The organism is Daejeonella sp. (assembly GCF_017495225.1).
Taxonomy (GTDB): Bacteria; Bacteroidota; Bacteroidia; order Sphingobacteriales; family Sphingobacteriaceae; genus Daejeonella.
The window spans coordinates 91550-112105 of record NZ_JAFEIG010000002.1 but is presented as its reverse complement, the minus strand read 5'-3'; the positions used below and the strand labels follow the sequence as shown (position 1 = coordinate 112105).

Sequence of the window (20556 nt, the reverse complement as noted above, 5' to 3'; positions counted from 1 at the left end):
TTCGAACAATCTGTAAAATAATTATAAACTCTTTAAAGCGGTTTTTATTAAAACTTCAACCGATAAATCTTCAGCTCCCGACTTAATAATCGAATCTAAAGCCTTTTCAGCAACACTCTTTGAAAAACCTAACATCACTAAAGCCGACAATGCCTCTTCCTTAGCGGTACTATGGCTTGGCATGCTGATTAATGAATCAGGTCCCTCTTTCTTTAACTTATCCTGCAACTCCAAAATCATTCGTTGTGCAGATTTAGGCCCAATTCCTTTAATCCTTTGAATTAAAGGAACATCACCCTTCACTATTGCAGTTTGTATCTCTGCCGGCGTAATTGATGATAAAATCATTCTGCCGGTATTCGGTCCAATTCCGGATACCGAAATAAGATGTAAAAACAAACGGCGCTCACCTTCATCATGAAAGCCATACAAAGTATGCCCATCTTCTTTAACATGAAGCCAAGTGTATAATTTACAACGCTCTGTTTCTTGTAAAGACCCATAGGTATTCAATGATATATTAATTTGATAACCCACACCTCCCGCATCAATAACTACGTAGGTAGGACATTTAAATACCAATTTACCATCTATATACGCATACATCTTTAAAAAGTTTAGTTTAAATTAAAATAATTTCTAAAAATCGATTATTTTGACTTTAGCGCTCTTTTTATCACATCCTTCATTCGCTTAACAACTGGCAATTTCAGGTCATCTTTTGTTTGAGCATCAACCACAGCAATGGTTACCATATTTACTATCTCACGCACCGAGCTGCCTAATTGCAAAATGTGAACTGGTTTATTTAAGCCAAGTAAAATCGGACCAACCGCTTCTGCTCCACCCAATTCTTGTAATAATTTATAGGCAATATTACCTGATTCAAGATTCGGGAAAACCAACACATTGGCAGGCGATCCAGCCAAAGTACTGAAAGGGTAATTATCCTTTAAAAGGTCAGGGTTCATGGCAAAATTAGCCTGCATCTCACCATCTACGATGATATCTTTACGCTGTTCATGAAGTATTTTTACTGCTTGACGCACCTTTTGTGGCACTATTCCATCGTTAGAGCCAAAATTCGAGTAAGAAAGCATGGCAATTCTTGGTTGAATATTAAAACGCTTTACAGAATGATCAAGCAAAGCTGTAATATCAACTAATTCATCAACGGTAGGATTCTCATTTACCGTGGTATCGCCAAAAAATACAGGGCCTCTCTTGGTAAGCATCATGTACATCCCAGCTACTCTATTTACACCTTCTTCAATACCGATTAGTTGAAGAGCGGGTTTTATCGTTGATCCATAATCCTTGGTTAATCCAGAGATCAAAGCATCAGCCTCACCAAACTGCACCATTGCAGCACCAAAGTAATTGCGATCTCTCATCAGCCTTTTAGCTTCAAAGAGTGTTATTCCTCGTCTCTGGCGCTTCTCATAAAGAAATTCGGCATATTTAGCGCAAGTATTGATATCATCAAGTGGATTAATAATAGTTACGCCATCAAGCTCAAGATCATGCTCCGACATTATATTGAAGATTTTTTCTTTATCTCCTAATAAAATAGGAATAGCAATACCCTCATCACGAACAATTTGAGCAGCTTTTAATATTTTATAATTATCGGCTTCAGCAAATACAACACGCTTTGGCGATGATTTAGCTTTATTGGTAATTGTACGCAATAATTTATCATCTAAACCAAGTCTGCTTTTTAACTCCTCTTTATAAGCCTCCCAATCTGTAATTTGCTTGCGAGCTATACCAGACTCCATTGCCGCCTTTGCAACAGCTGGAGATACCGAAGTAATAAGTCGCAAATCAATAGGCTTAGGAATAATATAATCTTTACCGAATTTCAGATTTTTTGAATTGTAGGCAAGATTTACTGCTTCAGGAACATTCTTCTTAGCAAGCTCAGCTATCGCAATTACTGCTGCTTTTTTCATTTCCTCATTGATACCCGTTGCACGAACATCCAAGGCACCTCTAAAAATATAAGGGAAACCAAGAACATTATTCACCTGATTTGGATAATCAGAGCGACCAGTGGCCATAATGATATCTTTTCTTGTTTTTATAGCAAGGTCATAGGCAATTTCAGGATCAGGGTTTGCCATGGCAAAAACAATAGGGTTTTTAGCCATTGTTTTAAGCATTTCGGCAGTTAATACATCCGGTGATGATAAACCAATGAATACATCTGCATCCTTCATCGCATCAGCTAGGGTATCAATCTTACGGCTAGTAGCAAATTCTGCTTTAGTACCTTCCAGCTTATCGCGATCATTACGAATAACGCCCGAACGGTCGAGCATTACAATATTTTCTTTTTTACAACCAAGACTTACATAAAGTCTGGTACATGAGATTGCTGCGGCACCTGCCCCATTTACAACAATCTTAATTTTTTCAAGTTTTTTCTTTTGAAGCTCACAGGCATTAATCAAGGCAGCAGCAGAAATAATTGCTGTACCATGCTGATCATCATGCATTACTGGAATAGACATACATTCCTTTAAGCGACTCTCAATTTCAAAGCATTCAGGAGCTTTGATATCCTCCAGATTTATTCCACCGAAAGTAGGCTCCAAAGCCTTCACAATCATCACAAATTCATCGATGTTTTGTGTATCTAATTCTAAGTCAAATACATCAATATCAGCGAATATCTTAAATAACAATCCCTTACCTTCCATCACTGGTTTTCCAGCCTCCGGACCGATATCGCCCAAGCCTAAAACGGCTGTACCATTGCTAATTACAGCAACAAGGTTGCCTTTAGCGGTATATTTATAAACATCTTCCTTATTCTCGGCAATCCTCAAACATGGCTCAGCTACCCCTGGCGAATAGGCCAGTGATAAATCACGTTGTGAATTTGTAGGCTTTGTAGGTACAACCTGGATTTTCCCAGGGCGGCCCTGTGAATGATAATCTAGTGCGTCTTGTTTACGATTAGTCTTGCTCATTAAATTGGAAATTGATCAGTGGCGCAAAATTACAATTCTTTTCTATACTGATGTTATAAACATTGACTATCTAACATGAATCTTAATAAAACTAGATTTTAGGTATCTTGAGGCGCATTCCAGGTTTCAATACAGTACTTTTCAATCCATTAAGTACTTTGATGCCTGAAACTGTAGTTCCCTTAAATTTACCAGCAATACCCGAAAGTGTATCTCCAGCCTTCACAATGTATTGAAAATAAGAATTTTCATTGTTTTTTTGTCCGATTTTAGATTTATTCTCAGGATTCGCGCTAATACTTAAGTTAGCAGTTGTGTCCTCGTCTTGCCCATTAAACAGCTCATAAAGAGACGAGTAGCTCGCACTGGCCAAAGATGGAACCACCAAGGGCATCGGCAGGAGATTGCTTCCATTAATAATTTGCTTTTTATAAGAAGGGTTTAACATTAATAATTCATTCACATCCAGCTCAGTAGCTTTAGCGATACTGCTAATTGAAATTCGCTTAGTCACAGGAAAAATATCAGTACTAGTACTAAAATCGGCAGGTTTTTCAGCAATTTCATGCGCCTGATGATAACTCATAGTATATACTGTAGCAATGAAAGCAGGCACATAATTTTGAGTTTGGAGTGGCAAAAAAGGACGGACTTTCCAAAAATCTGCTACGCCACCAGATTTGGCGATAGCACGCGTAACGGCACCCGTACCGCAATTAAATGCAGCTATTGCCAGAAGCCAATCGCCAATACGTTTATGGGCATCCGAAAGATATTGTGCAGCAGCGAGACTTGCCTTTTGAGGGTCTTTCCGCTCATCGGTATAGCTATCCATTGTTAAACCATAGCCTTTGGCTGTAGTGTACATAAACTGCCAAGGACCCACAGCACCCGATCTAGATACAGCATTGGGATTTAAGGCTGATTCAACAACCGTGATATACTTTAACTCATCAGGAAGTCCAAATTCTTTCAATGCCTTTTCAAAAATTGGGAAATAATACTTCGACAATCCCAGCATTTTACCAATATGTTCTTTTCTCTTGAGATAGGTATCAATATATTTCTGAACATGCTCATTATAAGATAGATCCACCTCTTTCCGGATAGACTCCAACCTAGTTTGAAAAATACCATTAGAAAGTGGCACAATCGGATTTCCGATGAAAACACTTTTAGGAATTGAGTCCTGATTTAGCTGTAATTTATTGATATTTAAATGATTAGCATCGAAAACTATAAGACTATCTTTCTCGGATGCGGTCAATATCCCACAAGAGAGAGAAAATAAAAATAAGAGAGAAAATACCGTTTTAAGCATAGGTTTGATTAAAGGTAATTAATAATTAAAGAATATTATTCTTCTCCACCCCCAATTATTAGATCATATAAGCTTGCAGTACATTTTTGAAAAGTTTAACAAATTACTCTCGCCAAAGCGAGGAGCTAGAAACTGTATCCCTAACGGTAAACCCTCTTTATTATTGCCTGCAGGCAATGAAATAGCCGGAATTCCAGCTAAGGATGCCTGAACGGTGAAAATATCAGCTAAGTAACTAACTATAGGATCATCACTTTTTTCACCAATGGTAAATGCCGGTGTAGGTGCTGTTGGAAGCATAATTAGATCATAATTTCTTAAAATCTCATCGGTTTTATCACGAATCAATCGCCTAACTTTCTGTGCCTTGGCATAATATGCATCATAATAACCCGCACTAAGCACAAAAGTTCCTAAAACAATTCTGCGCTTAACTTCTGCACCAAAACCTTCTGATCGTGAGCTTTTATAAGTCGATTCTAGGTCGAGAGCACGTGCACTCCGATATCCATAGTGCACCCCATCATATCTTGCTAAATTGGAGGATGCCTCTGCCATCGTTAAAATATAATAAGTAGGAACTACATAGTCGAGGTACTCAAAAGAAACAGGCTCAACCGCATGCCCCGCATCCTTGAGTAATGCAATACTTCTTTCAAAAGCTTGTTTTACTTCCGGATCTAGTCCCGCAGAGCTCAAAGCCTCCGATAAATAGGCAATTCTCTGCTTCTCATTTGACTGAGGCTCTTTTGAATAAACTGGGACAGTTTTACTTGAGGCAGTGCTATCGTATTGATCGGGACCGGCAATGATCTCTAAGAGAAGAGCTGCATCCTCCACACAATTTGTTATAGGACCAACTTGATCGAATGAGGAGGCATAGGAAATAATTCCATGACGTGAAACTCTGCCATAGCTAGGCTTTAGTCCCACAACACCACAAAAAGAAGCCGGCTGTCTGACAGATCCACCCGTATCAGTCCCCAAAGCTGCAAGGCACAATCCAGCTTGTACAGCCACTGCTGAGCCACCTGATGAGCCACCTGAGACCCTTTTTTGATCTGCAAAATTCCTTACGGGACCATAATATGAACTTTCATTTGAGGCCCCCATTGCAAATTCATCGCAGTTGAGACGCCCGATGATAATGGCATCCTCAGCCAGAATACGCTCAACTACTGTAGCAGAAAATGGAGAAACATAATTTTCAAGAATCTTTGAACTAGCAGAAACTTGATGACCTTGAAAGCAGATATTATCTTTAATGCCGATAATCATTCCTGCCAGTTTACCGGCGGTACCGGCGCTGATTTTCGACTGAACTACTTGAGCTTGATTGCGTGCTTCATCGGCAAAAACCTCCACAAAAGCGTTTAAATCTTGATTTTTGGCAATACGATTTAAGTAATGCTCAAGCAAAATGGGTAAAGTAAAGTTTTTATCCTGCTTTGCTAATGCCGACTGAATAGTGGAAAGAGAAGAAATACCTTCCATGCCTTGGTTGATGTGATTAGAAATTTAAAAATATGAAGATCTTCATTTTTGAAATGAGATTCCATTTATATGCCAGCCAGGGTTTGGCTCTCTATCGTCTCTAAAGATTCCCAAAAGGCAAAATGACAAAATGATCCTCCTGATCGTCATAAAAATGACAAACAAAAAGATCATTCAAAATATAATTATTTAGCGTCCTGATCTTTTGAAGGTGTTTCACCTTCGCCATTTGAGGCCGTTTTAAATTCCTTAATACCCTTGCCTAATCCGCGCATAAGTTCCGGAATTTTTTTACCGCCAAACATTAATAGGACAACCACTACGATAAGCACTGCTTCCGTAACTCCAAGTCCCATGAACAATAAAATTGAATTTAACATGATAATTTATTTAATGTGCGTTTTTTGTGTTTTCAGAAGCATTTTCGCCAGGCATAACCTCGCCTGAAGCGGCTTCATCGCTTGAATTATTTTCTGTAGTATGACTATCTGATGTTGGCGCATCCATGTCTGGATAAGTCGCACCACCTGAAGGCACACCATAACTATTTGGTGATTCTGAATAAGAATTTTCCGTATCCCGATAATTATTCACAGGATTTGAAGCGGCTGCTTTTTCTAATTCTGCAGCCTCTGTAACGGTATTGATATTATTATGAATTTCACGCTTAATGCCATCCGAGGCATCCTTAAACTCCCTCAATCCTTTTCCTAGTCCACGAGCAAGCTCAGGAAGCTTTTTCCCTCCAAATAAAAGTAAAATTACAACGAATATCAGTACGAGCTCAGGCCCGCCCATATTCAAAAATAACATTATCAAATTATACATATTACAAAAATCAATATACAAATATAAGCAATTTAAACACCTTAAATTTTAAAATTAATTTGATAGCCAACTTGAAGGGTTCAGAGGAGTGGCACCTTTACGAACCTCAAAGTGTACTTCAGTTGTTCCATCTACAGGGTCAGTAATTACTACCCCAATGCTTTGCTTTAACGTAACTTTCTGTCCTCTTGATACAGTAACACTTTTTAAATTGGAATAAACCGTGAAATATTCACCATGTCGGATTAAAACTGCATAAGACCCAGAAATGTTTTGTACGGCAGCAACCTCACCTGCAAATACTGCCCTTACCTGTGATCCTGGAGCCGTTTTAATATCTACACCATTGTTTTCAACAGTCACATTTCTGCCGATTGTATGATTACCAAAATCTTCAATAACCATTCCATTGCTTACAGGCCAAGGTAAATTACCACGACTGCCAAGGAAATCGGACGATAATTTGGCAGATTCAGGGGTGGCCGATAAAATACTCGACCCACTTGCCACTGGCCTTGCATCTGGAGCGGCTCTATTTTCTGCTTTAGCCTTAGCAAGTTCAGCCTTAGCCTCTGCTTCAGCCCGTCTTCGAGCCTCCTCAATTTCACGATTAATCGCATTCTGAATGGCACGATTCAATCTCGCCGATTCTTTCTGCTTTTGCGTAAGCTCCTGCTTTAGCTTTTTCTCCTGAGTGGTTAAGCTAGTTAAAACCTTCGACTTACTATTTTTTTGAATACCAAGTGTCTTTTTTTCCTTTTGCTGATCAGACAGCAAATTATTCTTCTCCTGCTTATTACGATCAAGTTCTACAATTTTTACATTGAGGTCTTTCTGCGTTCCTTCAATATAACGTGCTTGCTTTTTACGATACTCGCTAAACTGCTGCAAATATTTTAAGCGTTTATAAGACTGGTTGAAATTTTCGGCAGCAAAAATAAACATGAGCTTATTGTAAGCACTTTGGTTGCGGAAGGCAAATAAAACCATGGCCGCATATTCTTTTTTAAGCTTATTTAGTTGAGATTGTAGCGACCTGACAGTATTGGTATTATCGGAAATTTGATTGTCTAACAGTTTAACCTCCGAGTTAATGACATTGATTTTTTTCTCACGCAAACGTATCTGTGCATTCAATGCCCTAATCTCCTTTAGGGATAAATTTTTATTGTTCGCTGTTTGATTTAAACTGCGATTAAGTGACTCTATCTCCCGCGTTAAAGCCTCCTTTTGCCTTCTAAGATCAGAACTACTCTGAGCAAAAGCCTGGGAAGCTAGGCTGAAGAAAAACAAGAAAAAAATGCACTTTAAACTCTTCATTCTAACAAATGTATTTAATTTTTTATCGAAAAGCGCTCTGGAACCCTAAAAGGTAACTCAAATTTGGTATCCATATCTACCTTTGAATAATTTAAATCCAGACTAATAGCCTTATTTTTTGCCTTTGAATTCATGCTTACCGAATGAGGTATCAATTGCTCATTAATAGCCATAAAATTAGAATAATTCACTAAAAGCTCTTGCCCTGCCTCCGAATCATTCAGCTGATTTACTAGTACTTTATTCTGCGAGTCAACCTTGAAATCATAAATCATGGAGGTCAAAACACTTTTCAAAAAAGCATTTTCTCCTTCCAAATTTACCGCTGTATCCTCATTAATAAACTCATCTATTGCATTTCCCAGCAAAACGGACTGCAAGGTTTGAAAATTGATGCGCTCATTGGTAAAGTCATAAATATAGCTAAATGGTTTCTGAATGTAAATATTATCTAAACGGTTTAAAATTTTAACACTATCTGGAGTGATGTATGCACGAGCAACTTCTAATCCAGCAATGGCCGTTACAGATACCCAAATCACCTCCTTATTTCTGATTCGGATATTCATATTTACCTCATTGTTTTTATTATCAATGTTTAGATTGGCTGTTGCCTTAATCGAAAGGGTGTTAAAAACAGTGTTCATCTGCTTTATCGCATTAATTTTAGCAATTTTTGCTAAATCAGACTCAGGCTCTTCTGCCATCACTTTAGGAATAAGAGTAGCCGGTAAAAGCTGTTTTTTAGCCTTACAGGATGCAAAAAATGCCAATAATGCAATTCCGCAAATTAGTTTAGTCAATGTATTTTTTCTCATCTATCTTTTTATTCAATTTTTCTGATCCACCACCCTGAGCCTTCGCATTTTTCCATTTTTCAATCGCATTCATCTCATCCCCAAGGAAATATAAAATATCTCCATAATGTTCTTGCTGGGTAGCATTATTTTCAGGCTTTCCTTGAATTGATTTTTCAATCCATTTTTTTGCCTCCGAATATCTCTTTAAGCGGAATAAAATCCAAGCATAGGTGTCTTCTGAAGAGGGGTTATTAGGATCAAGCTCCAATGACTTCCTCGACATTTTCTCTGCTTCCACAAGTTTCTCTCCTCTTAACGATAAATAATACGCATAATTATTTAATACATAGGAATTATTGGGATCAAGCACAAGTGCGCGATTATAAGCATCATCTGATTCAGAATATTTTTTCAATGCATTAAATGAGTCACCCAAACTCGCATAAATCTGCACCACTATTTCTTTATCACTCGGTTCGAGCTCTAAGGACCCCTTTAAAAATACAATTGCTTTTTCATGGTTCCTAAGTTGAGCATAGCCAATCCCGGTGTAAAGGTATAGGTTGGCTTGATTAGGGAAAATAGTTAAAGCCTTATTCCCATCCGCAATTAAGTCGTTAAAACGGCCAAGATTAAGCTCAATACTCAATAATTGTTCCCAAATTTGATATACCTGATCATTAATTTCTAATGCTTTCTTATATGATATTTTAGCTTCCTCAAATTTACGCTCCTGAAAAAGCACATCACCTTGAAGCGCAAAAGCTTTCGCTTCATTAGGATGAACTTTTACTGTGATTTTGGCAAGCTCATTGGCATAAGCTCTAGCCTTCATCTCAGCAAACATGGGAAAAAATGAAAGGACAATCCTTACCTTCTCATCAATATTTAAATTAGCATCTTCAAAAGCTACTTTAAGCTCTACAAATGCATTTTCCATCTGTTTTAATGCAGTAAATTGATCGGCAAGCGCCAATCGAAGCATACCACTTGCAGGAAATTGAGTTTTTGCCTTTTGCAGGATATCAATGGCCCTGCTACGATTACCTGATTTAACAAGCACCTCGCTCAGATAGATATAATTTTTTACCTCTTGAGGTTTTGCAAGTATCTGATTGTTAATCTCTTTCTCGATTTCCCCATACCTATTATTTTGCATTAAAACAGCCAGCCTCATGGAACTAAGATCCTCTGAAGAGCCAAATTTATTCTCTATCTCACGGTAAACATCTAATGCTTTATCAATCTCATCTAGAGCTAGGTAGGCCATTGCTTTATCATAAAGATGGTTTTCCTGCTGGGATGAAAGCTTCAAAATTTCATCTAAAACGGGAATCAGCTGGGAGATTTTACTAGACTTTTTATAAATATCGGCAAGTAAAATCCAGTACCATTCGTTATCAGACTTTAGACTAAGGGCTTTTTTAATGTAGAACTCGGCTTGATCTAAGCTTTTTGCTTCCAAATGAATAGTAGCCATTTCAAATAAAACGGCATGATTATTAGAATTTAACTTTAAAGCCTTCTCGAAATGGATAAGTGCTTTAGGATAATTAGAAGCGATTTTTTCTTCTAGGCCTGCAAAAAACAATTCTTTTTCTTGTTGATTTTCAGAAAAGCTTAGTGTTTTTTCTGCTGTGGGATTAACATTATCCTTAATATACTCATTTTTTTGCGAAAAAGCAAATAATGAGCTAAAAATCGAAATGATAATAAGTAATCCGGCGCTCTTCATGTCTTTTATAATCCCGTATGGCCATATCCACCCGCACCACGAAGGGTGTCTGAAAGTGATTCTACAGCCTCCCAAATTACTTGCTCATGCTTAGCCACAATCATTTGAGCAATTCGATCACCATTATTAATCTCAAAATTGGTATCAGAGAAATTGATAAGCAGAATTTTTATCTCACCCCTATAATCGGCATCAATGGTACCAGGAGAGTTTAAAACCGTAATGCCATACTTCAATGCTAAACCGCTTCTAGGTCTGATTTGAGCCTCAAAACCTAGGGGTAGCTCGATAAATAAACCGGTTGGGACTAATTTACGTTCCATAGGTTTTAATAGCACTTGCTCGCTTAAGTTTGCTCTCAAATCCATCCCTGCCGAAGCTAAAGTTTCATAGGCTGGCAGTGGGTGCTCCGATTTATTTATTATCCTGATTGTCATTTTAGGCCGAAAATTGCTTTTAACTCTTTACGTTCAATAAAAATTATTGTTCCGGCAAATATAAGAAAGAGGGCATTCCCAATCAGTAAATTACGGTCAAATACTACAAATGCGACAAAAACAATACAAAGGGAGCTTAGCAGATAGACCAAATTCCTTTTAAGATTATAAGGAATGGGATAATTTTGTTGTCCCCAGATATAAGAAAGTACCATCATCACCGTATAAGCTGTTAGTGAAATCCATGCGGAAGCTAAATAGCCGTATTGGGGAATAAAAATTAGGTTTAGGATGATTGTTAAAATCGCCCCAATACCCGAAATATATAAACCATAGCGTGTTTGATCAGATAATTTATACCAAATGGAAAGATTGATATAAATTCCAAGACTCACATAAGCGAATAGTAAAATAGGTACAATCTTTAATCCCGACCAGTACATAGCCTGTTCTGCCGCATCTTTACCCTTAATAAAATACTTTAAAAGTTCAATATTGGCTACCAGAAAAACAAAGATCAAGCATACAGCAATCACAAAATAATTCATGATTTTGGCATAGGTTTCGCCCGAATTTTTATTCTTCGCATGGCTAAAGAAAAATGGCTCAGCCCCGAGGCGGAATGCATTAATGAAAATACTTAGAAAAATAGCGATTTTACAGCATGCCGCATAAATTCCTACCTCCTGATCAGATATCCCTGGAGGCAATAATTTTCCTAAAAAAACCTTGTCGATATTTTCATTGATGATGAAGGAGATATTGGCAATTAAAACCGGCAGACTGTAAATAAACATCTCTTTCAGCAATTTGAAATCATAACTGAAGGTTAATTTAAATAGTTCGGGTAATAAAAGTAATAGGGTTATCAAACTCGCAATCAGGTTTGAAATAAATACATATCCAACCCAAGAATCTCTATACCAAGAGCTTATAAACTCTGCACCATACCAATTCTCTTTTATAATTAGGGGTAAAATAAAAATGAATAGCAGGTTAAATCCTACAAAAGTTAAAATATTAAGCACTTTGATGAAGCTATAGCGGATAGGTTTTCCATCGGCTCTTAATTTGGCAAAAGGAATGACTGCCAAGGCATCAAGTACAAGAATATAAATAAAATAATTGATATACCGGGCATAATCGGGGTCATAAACATCACCCATTTGCATCCATGCAGCAATATCATCGACAAATAAAACACTAAAAAGCAGGAAAATTAATGCCAACATGAAAATCGTGAAAAAGGTATTATTATACACCTTCTGCTTATCGTTTTCATACTTGTTTAAGTAGCGGAAATAGGTTGTTTCCATCCCAAAAGCCAGCACCGCATTGAGCATGGAGGCCCAACTATACATCACCGAAAAGATACCATACACTTTTGGGGAGTAGAGCCCCACATAAATTGGGGTAAGAAAGAAGTTTAGAAAACGAGTAATTACAGTGGTAAACCCGTAAATCGCAGTCTGACCGGCAAATTTCTTAATTGCTGACAAGGAGGTTATGGTTTAGCATGAATAAAATTATTTCTTTACAATTTCAAAATTACGATAGTTTTTTAATTCGCCCTCCGTCGGACTTACATTTTCTACTACCGACCTATCTGAACCCTTTTCGCAAAATTCAAGAAAGAGCTCTAAAGAAAAATCGTCACCCTCGGCTTCAATGAAAACAGTCCCATCAGGCTTATTTAGTGCAGTCCCTTTTATCCCAAGCTGATCGGCAACTGCCTTAATCACAGCTCTATACGATACTTTTTGCACCTTGCCGCTTACTACAATATCTAAATGTTTCATCTATTAAAATTTTAAATTACTCAATCGATCTTTCTCTAGCAGAAATTCTGTCCATAATTCATTAAGAATTTGGGAAGCAGGTTTAACTTCATGAATAGCCGATGCAATTTGTCCGATTTCAAGCTCACCTTCTACCAAATCACCATTAAACATTCCTTTTTTTGCCCTTCCCTTGCCTAAAAGATCCATTAATTCTTGTCTATTGGCCCCTTCGGCCTCAGCCTTAGCTACCTGAGAGTAAAAATCATTTTTGAGCAAACGGACTGGCACGAGCGACTTTAAACTAAGTTTGGTATCCCCTTCTTGGGCTTCAATAATTGCATTTTTGAAATTTGCATGTGCCGATGATTCGCTTGAAGCCGCAAATAAAGAACCTATTTGTACTCCTTGAGCACCTAAGGCAAAGGCAGCGAGCATGGCTCTTCCACTCCCAATTCCACCGGCAGCAATAACCGGAATAGATACCGCATCACAAATTTCGGGCACTAAGCATAGCGTTGTAGTTTCTTCGCGTCCATTATGCCCGCCAGCTTCAAATCCCTCGGCAACGATAGCATCAACGCCACATTGCTCCGCCTTTTGAGCAAATTTCTTATTGGCAATAACATGTACCACAGAAATATTATTCTCCTTCAAAAAGGGAGTCCACAAGGCAGGATTCCCCGCCGAACTAAAAACAATATTCACCTTTTCCTCAACGATTATATTCATAATCTGCTCAATATCAGGATATAAGAGAGGAACATTTACGCCAAAAGGACGATCTGTTGCAAGCTTACATTTCTGAATATGCTCTCGCAAAACCTCTGGATACATCGATCCCGCCCCAATCAATCCTAGTCCGCCGCTATTACTTACCGCCGAAGCCAAACGCCAGCCACTACACCAAACCATACCCCCCTGGATAATGGGATACTCAATATTGAATAGTTTTTTTATTGCATTCATGGCTAAAATGATTTATATCAGTCTCATGACTTTTGAAAAAGGCCCTATCTCCATCCCTTCAACACCTGAAATAAGGTTTAAGCCTGGAATTTTCCCTTTTTCAATGGATCCAAAAGTCTTATCTATCCCTAAAAATTGTGCCCCATTAATAGTTGCCCACTTCATCATTTCGCTCGTTGGCAGATGAGGGAAATACTTTTTAATACTTTGCATTTCAGATAAGATACACAGTTTTTCATTCGAAGCTAAACTATCAGTCCCGAGGGTGATATTAAAACCCGAATTTATAAATAATTCAATATCAGGCAATTGACCTTCAATATATTGATTTGCATTGGGACAAAAACACCAATTTAATTCTTTGTTTGATTCTTTCGCTTTGGCGATATCCTCAGCATTTGTAAAGGTATTATGAACAAGCAGAACCTTCTGATTATCAGAGATTAATGGCAAAACCGATTGTAAGGAAGTCTGCCCCTGAGCTTCAAAAAAATCAATATTTAGACCTAATATTTTATAGAAATCGATGAAAGAGCCTTTTTTACTTAAGAAAAATTCGTTTTCAGGTTCACTTTCCTGATTATGCATGCTAAAAAGGTTATTATGCTCGTCGGAATAGGATTTCAATAATCCGAAAAGCTGCTTTGAGACCGAGTATGGGGCATGAGGGGCGATAGATGTTTTGAGCGGCAAAAATTCAGTCTGCAGTTCCATTGCCTTTTGGAATACCATTTTAGCCCTTTGGGGATCAAAGCCAAGAAGCTCGATAAAAGTATGGTAAAAAATTTTGCTATTCCTTTTTACTGAAGCCGATAGAGCCATATTTGAGATATCTCCAACCGCAACAATGCCATTATCAAACATGCTTTGGTCGGCAATTTTCATGGCTTCTAAAGCTTCTGCTTCATCGGCTGCTCTTTGAGTAATTACCGACTTGATAAAACTCACTAAGCCAGTTCTTTGGGGGATTTTACCGAGCATATGCGAAAGCTCCAAATGGCAATGTGCATTTACAAAGCCTGGGACAATGATGCCTTTATGATATTCTATAGGTGCGGATAGATCAGAAAATTGATTGGGGCTAAATACATCAAGAATCTCGCCCGACTCATGAAGCATGATTATTCCATCCTTGATAGGTTCAGAACTAATTGGAAAAATATAATCTGCGCTGAGGTATCTAGGCATAAAGCAAAAGTAGGAGATTAAAGTGGAAAGGCAAATTGTAGGGGGTGGTATCGGTTGGCAGTTGTCAGTTGTCAGGCTAGCGACATCTAAGGTGGAGAGTTGTCTGTTGACAGATGTAGGTTATCAGTTACCCGGTGGCTGAGGTTCTCGAAGCCTAGTTCTTGGAGGTAGGAAATGAGTTATCTTTGTCAGACTGGCGACTGTCTTGTCCTGAAATAGGTTTACACAAAAAGTAAAATATAGAACAAATAGTTCAAACATTAAGGTTATTAAGGTGGAGGTACCAAAAAAATAAATTTTACTGATTTGCGTCCTTTCTATCTAAATACTATGTACTTAATACTATGTACTCTTAATGACAGATAGCGACCTATCCCTACGCGGTGAATGAACAAAAAATTCGTATTTTTGCAAATAATGCAAGATTCTCAAAAAATAGACATTCGCAGTTTATCCCCTGATAAGCTAAAAGAGCACTTCATCTCCATTGCAGAGCCTGCATTTAGGGCTAAGCAGGTATATGAGTGGCTATGGGAGAAATCCTGTACTGATTTTGAGGAGATGAGTAATCTTTCCAAAGCATTGAGAGAGAAATTGAAGGAAAGCTTTACAATTAATAATGTAAAGGTACATCAATCGCAATTTAGCGCCGATAAAACCATAAAAAGCACCTTCATGCTTTATGATAATAATATTATTGAGGGCGTTTTAATTCCGGCAACCGACCGCATGACGGCATGTGTTAGTTCACAAGTTGGCTGTAGTCTGACATGCAAATTTTGTGCTACGGGATACATGGATCGTAAGCGTAATTTAAATGCCGATGAGATATACGATCAAGTAGTTTTAATAGATAAGCAAGCGAAGGAGAACTATCGAATTCCATTGAGCAATATTGTGTACATGGGTATGGGTGAGCCTCTTTTGAACTATGCTAATGTATTAAAGTCGGTGGAGCGAATTACCGCAAAAGACGGCTTAAACATGGCTGCCAAGCGCATTACGGTATCAACTGCAGGCATTGCCAAAATGATTAAAAAACTGGGGGATGATGAGGTCCGATTTAATTTAGCCCTTTCTCTCCATGCTGCAAATGATGAAAAGCGGAATACCATTATGCCTATTAACGAGCAAAACTCTTTAAAAGCATTGGCTGAGGCTTTGAAATATTTTTATTCCAAGACTAAAAATCCCGTTACCTACGAGTACATCGTTTTTAACGATTTCAACGATAATATTAGCGATGCCGAGGAGCTTGTAAAATTCTGCCGACATATCCCTTGTAAGGTAAATATTATTGAGTACAACCCAATCAGCTTTGCCGATTATGAAAATGCGGGGATTGATAAAATTGAAGCATTTGCGGCACATCTCCGTAAAAACGGCATCAATACCAATATTAGAAGAAGCCGAGGGAAAGACATTGACGCTGCCTGTGGGCAGTTGGCTGTGAAGAGTTAAGATTTAATAATTTTTTTAATCCCTTAATGGTACATTTTAAAAAATATTAAGAAATTAAGGCACATCAAGATAAAAATGGTGATGGTTTTTTGATGGAGTTAGAGGACAGGTCGCGACCTGTCCCTACCTTCCTATTTCATGAATTCTATCAATCATCAGAGAGCTCCTCTGGTCGGTGTTGTCACCGTACCAGCCAATTGCTCCATTTTTTCTCCTACAGATTTAAGGAGATTTACGCAGTGAGGATCTCACAGGGATGTTCTACAATTGACATTTTTTATACTTCATTAATAATCAATCAGTTGAAATTTATGTCGAGTTCTAGTTTTACGTCATTTATATTGATTTTAATAACATTAATTAACCCTTTCAATGACGAACCATTAACTATTCACATGGGTACAGAACAGGAATAAATTCCTGCCTTAAAATATGGGTCGAGCCTTGGCTCTTTTATGTATTTACCAGTATTGAACTATTTACCAGTCCCATCGGGACGACCCATCTTGTAGCAACGGATTTCAATCCATTGCAATAAATAAAATCAATCAGTTGAAAATTTAGTACATTGCAATTTAACGTCATTTATATTGATTTTAATAACATTAATTAACCCTCGCAATGACGCTGAGACGCGAAAAAATCTGTGAAATAATTGTGATTAATCTATTTCTTAATTCTTCTTAATCCCTTAATGGTTCAGATTAAAAACATTAAGAAATTAAGGTTCATAAAGATAAAAATGGTGATGGTTTTTTGATGGAGTTAGAGGACAGGTCGCGACCTGTCCCTACCTTCCTATTTGATGAATTCTATCAATCATCAGAGAGCTCCTCTGGTCGATATTGTCACCGTACCCGGTTAAATCGCGGCAAAACCTACCGTTTACTAAATAAGTCGACACACTAGAGTTCAATCCCATTCTCAAATCCTAAATTAAATCATGAAAAAAAATTTAGGCTATTTAGGAGATTTATTAGCTCTGTTCTTTCCTGAACTTTGTGCTGCTTGTGGCAAAAGTTTATTCAAAAATGAGCGTATAATATGCACCAACTGTGTCTATCATCTCCCACAAACAAACTTTCACGAAGACCCTAACAACAAGATGGCCAGGCAATTATGGGGCAGATTCCCTTTTGTGCAGACCATTGCTTTCTTGTATTTCCGCAAGGGCAGCAGAATACAAAACATGATGCATAAACTGAAGTATAGGAAAAGTCCGGAGACCGGCATCCGCCTCGGTGAACTCTATGCCTATGAGCTAAAAAGGTCAGATATTTTCAAAAAATCAGACTTAATTATGCCTATTCCACTGCATCCTGCAAAGTTTAAAAAAAGAGGTTATAATCAGAGTGAATGTATTGCTAAGGGACTTTCAGCGATCCTGAATATCCCTATCAACACCAAAAATTTGGTGAGGCTTGAAAATACAGAAACTCAAACCAAGAAATCACGCTATGCGCGATATGAAAATTTAGTCAGCGCCTTTGATGTCAAAGAAAAATCAGAATTGATAAACAAGCATATCATGCTCATTGATGATGTAATGACAACTGGGGCAACTTTAGAGGCTTGTAGTCTTTTACTACAGGAAATTGAAGGAGTAAAAATTAGTATCTGTACAATTGCTTATGCGGAATGAGGTGTTTGAATTAACACTTTACTCCTTGATTGAAACAAAATTAAAATCGAGCTTTAAAAACAAATACGCTAATTTATCAGGGGTGAATATGCGCCCTTATCCCCCGCAGGCGGGGGAATAAAAGGGGGTGGAAACTACTTGGCAGAAAAGTGATTATTTATTAAACCTCCCCCTACCCCCTCGGAGAGGGGGACATGCACAGCGACACAAAATCTGTCTTGCTTAGAATTATTACCCAAAAAAAATCCCTCATCACAATTGCAATGAGGGATCATACTATTTAATAATAAAATTATTTCGCGTAAAGCGGATGCTTTCCCATCATTTCATTCACCTTCTTACTTACTTTTTTAGCATTAGTAGCACTATCCGGTTTGGTAATTACCTCATCAATAAGCTCCACAATCTTTTCCATGTGTTTTTCCTTTAAACCACGAGTGGTCACAGCAGCGGTACCCACACGAATACCTGAAGTTACAAATGGTGATTTATCATCAAAAGGAACCATATTTTTATTAACCGTGATTGACGCTTCGCCTAAAGCATTTTCAGCATCCTTACCAGTAATATTTTTATTTCTCAAGTCGATAAGCATCATGTGATTATCAGTCCCGCCCGAAATTAATTGATACCCACGACTAACAAATGCTGCGGCCATAGCTTCTGCATTTTTCTTCACCTGAATAATATATTTCATATAATCTTCGCTCAAAGCTTCGCCAAAGGCAATGGCTTTTGCAGCGATAATATGCTCTAGCGGTCCACCCTGAGTGCCCGGAAAAACTGCCATATCCAATACCGAAGACATCATTCTAATGTCTCCCTTCGGAGTTTTATGTCCCATAGGATTTTCAAAGTCCTTACCCAATAAGATCATTCCACCCCTCGGGCCTCTCAATGTTTTATGCGTGGTAGTAGTTACCACATGGCAATGCGGAAGTGGATCATTTAGCAAACCACGGGCAATTAAGCCAGAAGGATGAGAAATATCAGCCAATACTAAAGCGCCAATTTCATCAGCTACAGATCTAATAAATTTATAATCCCAATCGCGCGAATAGGCCGAAGCGCCACAAATAATAAGTTTCGGCTTTTCTTTCAAAGCTACTTGCTCTAATTTCTTGTAGTCAATTAATCCGCTTTCGCGATCAACTCCATAGAAATGAGGCTTATAGATTTTACCGGAAAAATTTACTGGAGATCCATGCGTAAGGTGCCCACCATGCGACAGATCGAAACCCAAGATTTTATCTCCTGCATTTAACAATCCTAAGAATACCGCTGCATTTGCCTGTGCGCCTGAATGTGGCTGCACATTGGCCCAGCTAGCATTAAACAACTGCTTAGCACGCTCAATAGCGATATTTTCAACCTCATCAACAACCTCACATCCACCATAATAACGCTTACCAGGTAGGCCTTCAGCATATTTATTGGTAAGCACAGAACCTGCAGCTTCCATAACCTGCTTACTAACAAAATTCTCGGAAGCTATTAATTCAAGTCCCGTTTCTTGACGTACCTGCTCCTCATCTATTAGGCTGAATATAAGTTTATCTCTCTTCATGGATGGTTTAATTATATGTTGATGTAAATATGGGTTTCTACGTGTAAAAATACAAATTAAGAATGGATTGAACTGATTTTAGGCTCAATCCAAAAATTATTATAACCTAAACCGGTTTGTATGGTAATCAAATCCTGCTGCAGCATTTCTAACATGGCAAGGAAATTATATACAAAATGGACTTTATTATCCGAATTTGCCAGCAAATTATTGTAATCCAGTCTCTTGTTTATTGCAAGAAGCTGATCAATTACCTTCTTTTGTGTCTCAATTTGATAAGGATATTGCTCTACCACATGCTGCTGCTTATTATCGCGCTGCAGACTCCTATCATAAACTCTGTGGAAGGTGAGCATTAACCTATAAAGATTTAAAGATTCAAGCTCTTCACCAGGCTCAGCTTGGAGGGCAATTTGCTTCAAATCATCGCTAATACTACCTCTTTTTTCTTGCTTAAAACGCTCATCTTCAAGCGTTTTGAAGTGCTCTGCAATTTCTTTGAACTTTTTATATTCAATAAGTTTTTGAATCAGATCACGCTTCAAGTCAATTTCATTGCCTTCATCATCCAAATCAGGGCGAGGTAAGAGCATTTTGGCTTTGATGCGCATTAGAGTTGCCGCCACGAAAATAAATTCGCTCGCTACTTCAATATTTAATGAATTCATTTGATGCAAATAATCCAGAAAATCGTCCGTTATACGAGCAATTGGCACATCCTGAATATCCAGCTCATCTCGTTCAATAAAGAATAAAAGCAGATCGAAAGGACCTTCAAACTGAGGAAGGCGTATCTCAAAACCGTCGGTAGAAAGCATATTGTTTCAAAAATAAGAAATTGGAATCAGTTTTCGCTATTGAATATGGGAAATTAGTACTTAGTAGGTAGTAGTTAATACATAGTAGTTAGTACATAGTTTTACATTAATTCTTAATTTTTCGTAGGGACAGGTCGCGACCTGTCCGCTTTGATACCAATGAAATAGATTAATAGAAATTCGCAAGCTATCCTTAAATTCAATGTTAAAAATTAAAAAA

18 protein-coding genes are annotated in these 20556 nt (G+C 37.9%); 2 read left to right on the top strand and 16 right to left on the bottom strand.

Features of this window, described 5'->3' with window-relative positions:
• Positions 1-21: 21 nt before the first annotated feature.
• From ruvA to QZ136_RS00645, 14 genes are all read right to left on the bottom strand, one after another.
• Positions 22-606 carry a Holliday junction branch migration protein RuvA gene (ruvA, locus tag QZ136_RS00710; RefSeq protein ID WP_291399402.1) on the bottom strand — a complete coding sequence of 195 codons (585 nt, stop codon included), beginning with the start codon at positions 604-606 and terminating at the stop codon, positions 22-24.
• A gap of 44 nt (positions 607-650) precedes the next feature.
• Positions 651-2978 carry an NADP-dependent malic enzyme gene (locus tag QZ136_RS00705; RefSeq protein WP_291399401.1) on the bottom strand — a complete coding sequence of 776 codons (2328 nt, stop codon included), beginning with the start codon at positions 2976-2978 and terminating at the stop codon, positions 651-653.
• A 91-nt stretch (positions 2979-3069) separates the two neighbouring features.
• On the bottom strand, positions 3070-4299 hold the full coding sequence (locus QZ136_RS00700) for a lytic transglycosylase domain-containing protein (RefSeq protein WP_291399400.1): 1230 nt from the start codon (positions 4297-4299) through the stop codon (positions 3070-3072).
• A 63-nt stretch (positions 4300-4362) separates the two neighbouring features.
• The gene (gene gatA, locus QZ136_RS00695) at positions 4363-5793 is read right to left on the bottom strand and encodes an Asp-tRNA(Asn)/Glu-tRNA(Gln) amidotransferase subunit GatA (RefSeq protein WP_291399399.1); all 1431 of its coding nucleotides are present in this window, start codon (positions 5791-5793) and stop codon (positions 4363-4365) included.
• Positions 5794-5978: 185 nt separating this feature from the next.
• Positions 5979-6173, bottom strand: a complete 195-nt coding sequence (gene tatA, locus QZ136_RS00690; RefSeq protein WP_291399398.1) for a twin-arginine translocase TatA/TatE family subunit — start codon at positions 6171-6173, stop codon at positions 5979-5981.
• Between the two features lie 10 nt (positions 6174-6183).
• The gene (locus QZ136_RS00685) at positions 6184-6606 is read right to left on the bottom strand and encodes a twin-arginine translocase TatA/TatE family subunit (protein ID WP_291399397.1); all 423 of its coding nucleotides are present in this window, start codon (positions 6604-6606) and stop codon (positions 6184-6186) included.
• Positions 6607-6675: 69 nt separating this feature from the next.
• Positions 6676-7941 carry a peptidoglycan DD-metalloendopeptidase family protein gene (locus QZ136_RS00680; RefSeq protein WP_291399396.1) on the bottom strand — a complete coding sequence of 422 codons (1266 nt, stop codon included), beginning with the start codon at positions 7939-7941 and terminating at the stop codon, positions 6676-6678.
• Between the two features lie 14 nt (positions 7942-7955).
• Complete coding sequence (locus QZ136_RS00675; RefSeq protein WP_291399395.1) at positions 7956-8759, bottom strand: DUF4292 domain-containing protein; 804 nt, start codon at positions 8757-8759, stop codon at positions 7956-7958.
• Entirely contained in the window at positions 8737-10476 is a 1740-nt protein-coding gene (locus QZ136_RS00670; protein ID WP_291399394.1) for a tetratricopeptide repeat protein, read from the bottom strand. Before QZ136_RS00670 ends, QZ136_RS00675 begins: the two co-directional genes overlap by 23 nt.
• A gap of 5 nt (positions 10477-10481) precedes the next feature.
• Entirely contained in the window at positions 10482-10913 is a 432-nt protein-coding gene (dut, locus tag QZ136_RS00665; protein ID WP_291399393.1) for a dUTP diphosphatase, read from the bottom strand.
• A complete protein-coding gene (locus QZ136_RS00660) occupies positions 10910-12412 on the bottom strand; it encodes an oligosaccharide flippase family protein (RefSeq protein ID WP_291399392.1) in 1503 nt (500 codons plus the stop codon). Before QZ136_RS00660 ends, dut begins: the two co-directional genes overlap by 4 nt.
• A gap of 27 nt (positions 12413-12439) precedes the next feature.
• Entirely contained in the window at positions 12440-12712 is a 273-nt protein-coding gene (locus QZ136_RS00655; RefSeq protein WP_291399391.1) for an acylphosphatase, read from the bottom strand.
• A 3-nt stretch (positions 12713-12715) separates the two neighbouring features.
• Positions 12716-13660, bottom strand: a complete 945-nt coding sequence (locus QZ136_RS00650; RefSeq protein ID WP_291399390.1) for a DUF561 domain-containing protein — start codon at positions 13658-13660, stop codon at positions 12716-12718.
• Positions 13661-13672: 12 nt separating this feature from the next.
• Positions 13673-14848 (bottom strand): amidohydrolase family protein, encoded by a 1176-nt coding sequence (locus QZ136_RS00645; RefSeq protein ID WP_291399389.1) that lies wholly within the window; start codon positions 14846-14848, stop codon positions 13673-13675.
• A 417-nt stretch (positions 14849-15265) separates the two neighbouring features.
• Between QZ136_RS00645 and rlmN the strand changes: the two genes are divergently transcribed.
• The gene (gene rlmN, locus QZ136_RS00640; RefSeq protein ID WP_291399388.1) at positions 15266-16309 is read left to right on the top strand and encodes a 23S rRNA (adenine(2503)-C(2))-methyltransferase RlmN; all 1044 of its coding nucleotides are present in this window, start codon (positions 15266-15268) and stop codon (positions 16307-16309) included.
• A gap of 943 nt (positions 16310-17252) precedes the next feature.
• Positions 17253-17951, top strand: a complete 699-nt coding sequence (locus QZ136_RS00635; RefSeq protein WP_291399387.1) for a ComF family protein — start codon at positions 17253-17255, stop codon at positions 17949-17951.
• A gap of 292 nt (positions 17952-18243) precedes the next feature.
• Here the strand turns inward: QZ136_RS00635 and glyA are convergent, their stop codons facing one another.
• Both glyA and QZ136_RS00625 read right to left on the bottom strand, forming a co-directional pair.
• The gene (gene glyA / locus QZ136_RS00630; RefSeq protein ID WP_291399386.1) at positions 18244-19518 is read right to left on the bottom strand and encodes a serine hydroxymethyltransferase; all 1275 of its coding nucleotides are present in this window, start codon (positions 19516-19518) and stop codon (positions 18244-18246) included.
• 56 nt (positions 19519-19574) lie between these two features.
• On the bottom strand, positions 19575-20336 hold the full coding sequence (locus tag QZ136_RS00625; protein WP_291399385.1) for a segregation/condensation protein A: 762 nt from the start codon (positions 20334-20336) through the stop codon (positions 19575-19577).
• Positions 20337-20556 lie beyond the last annotated feature (220 nt).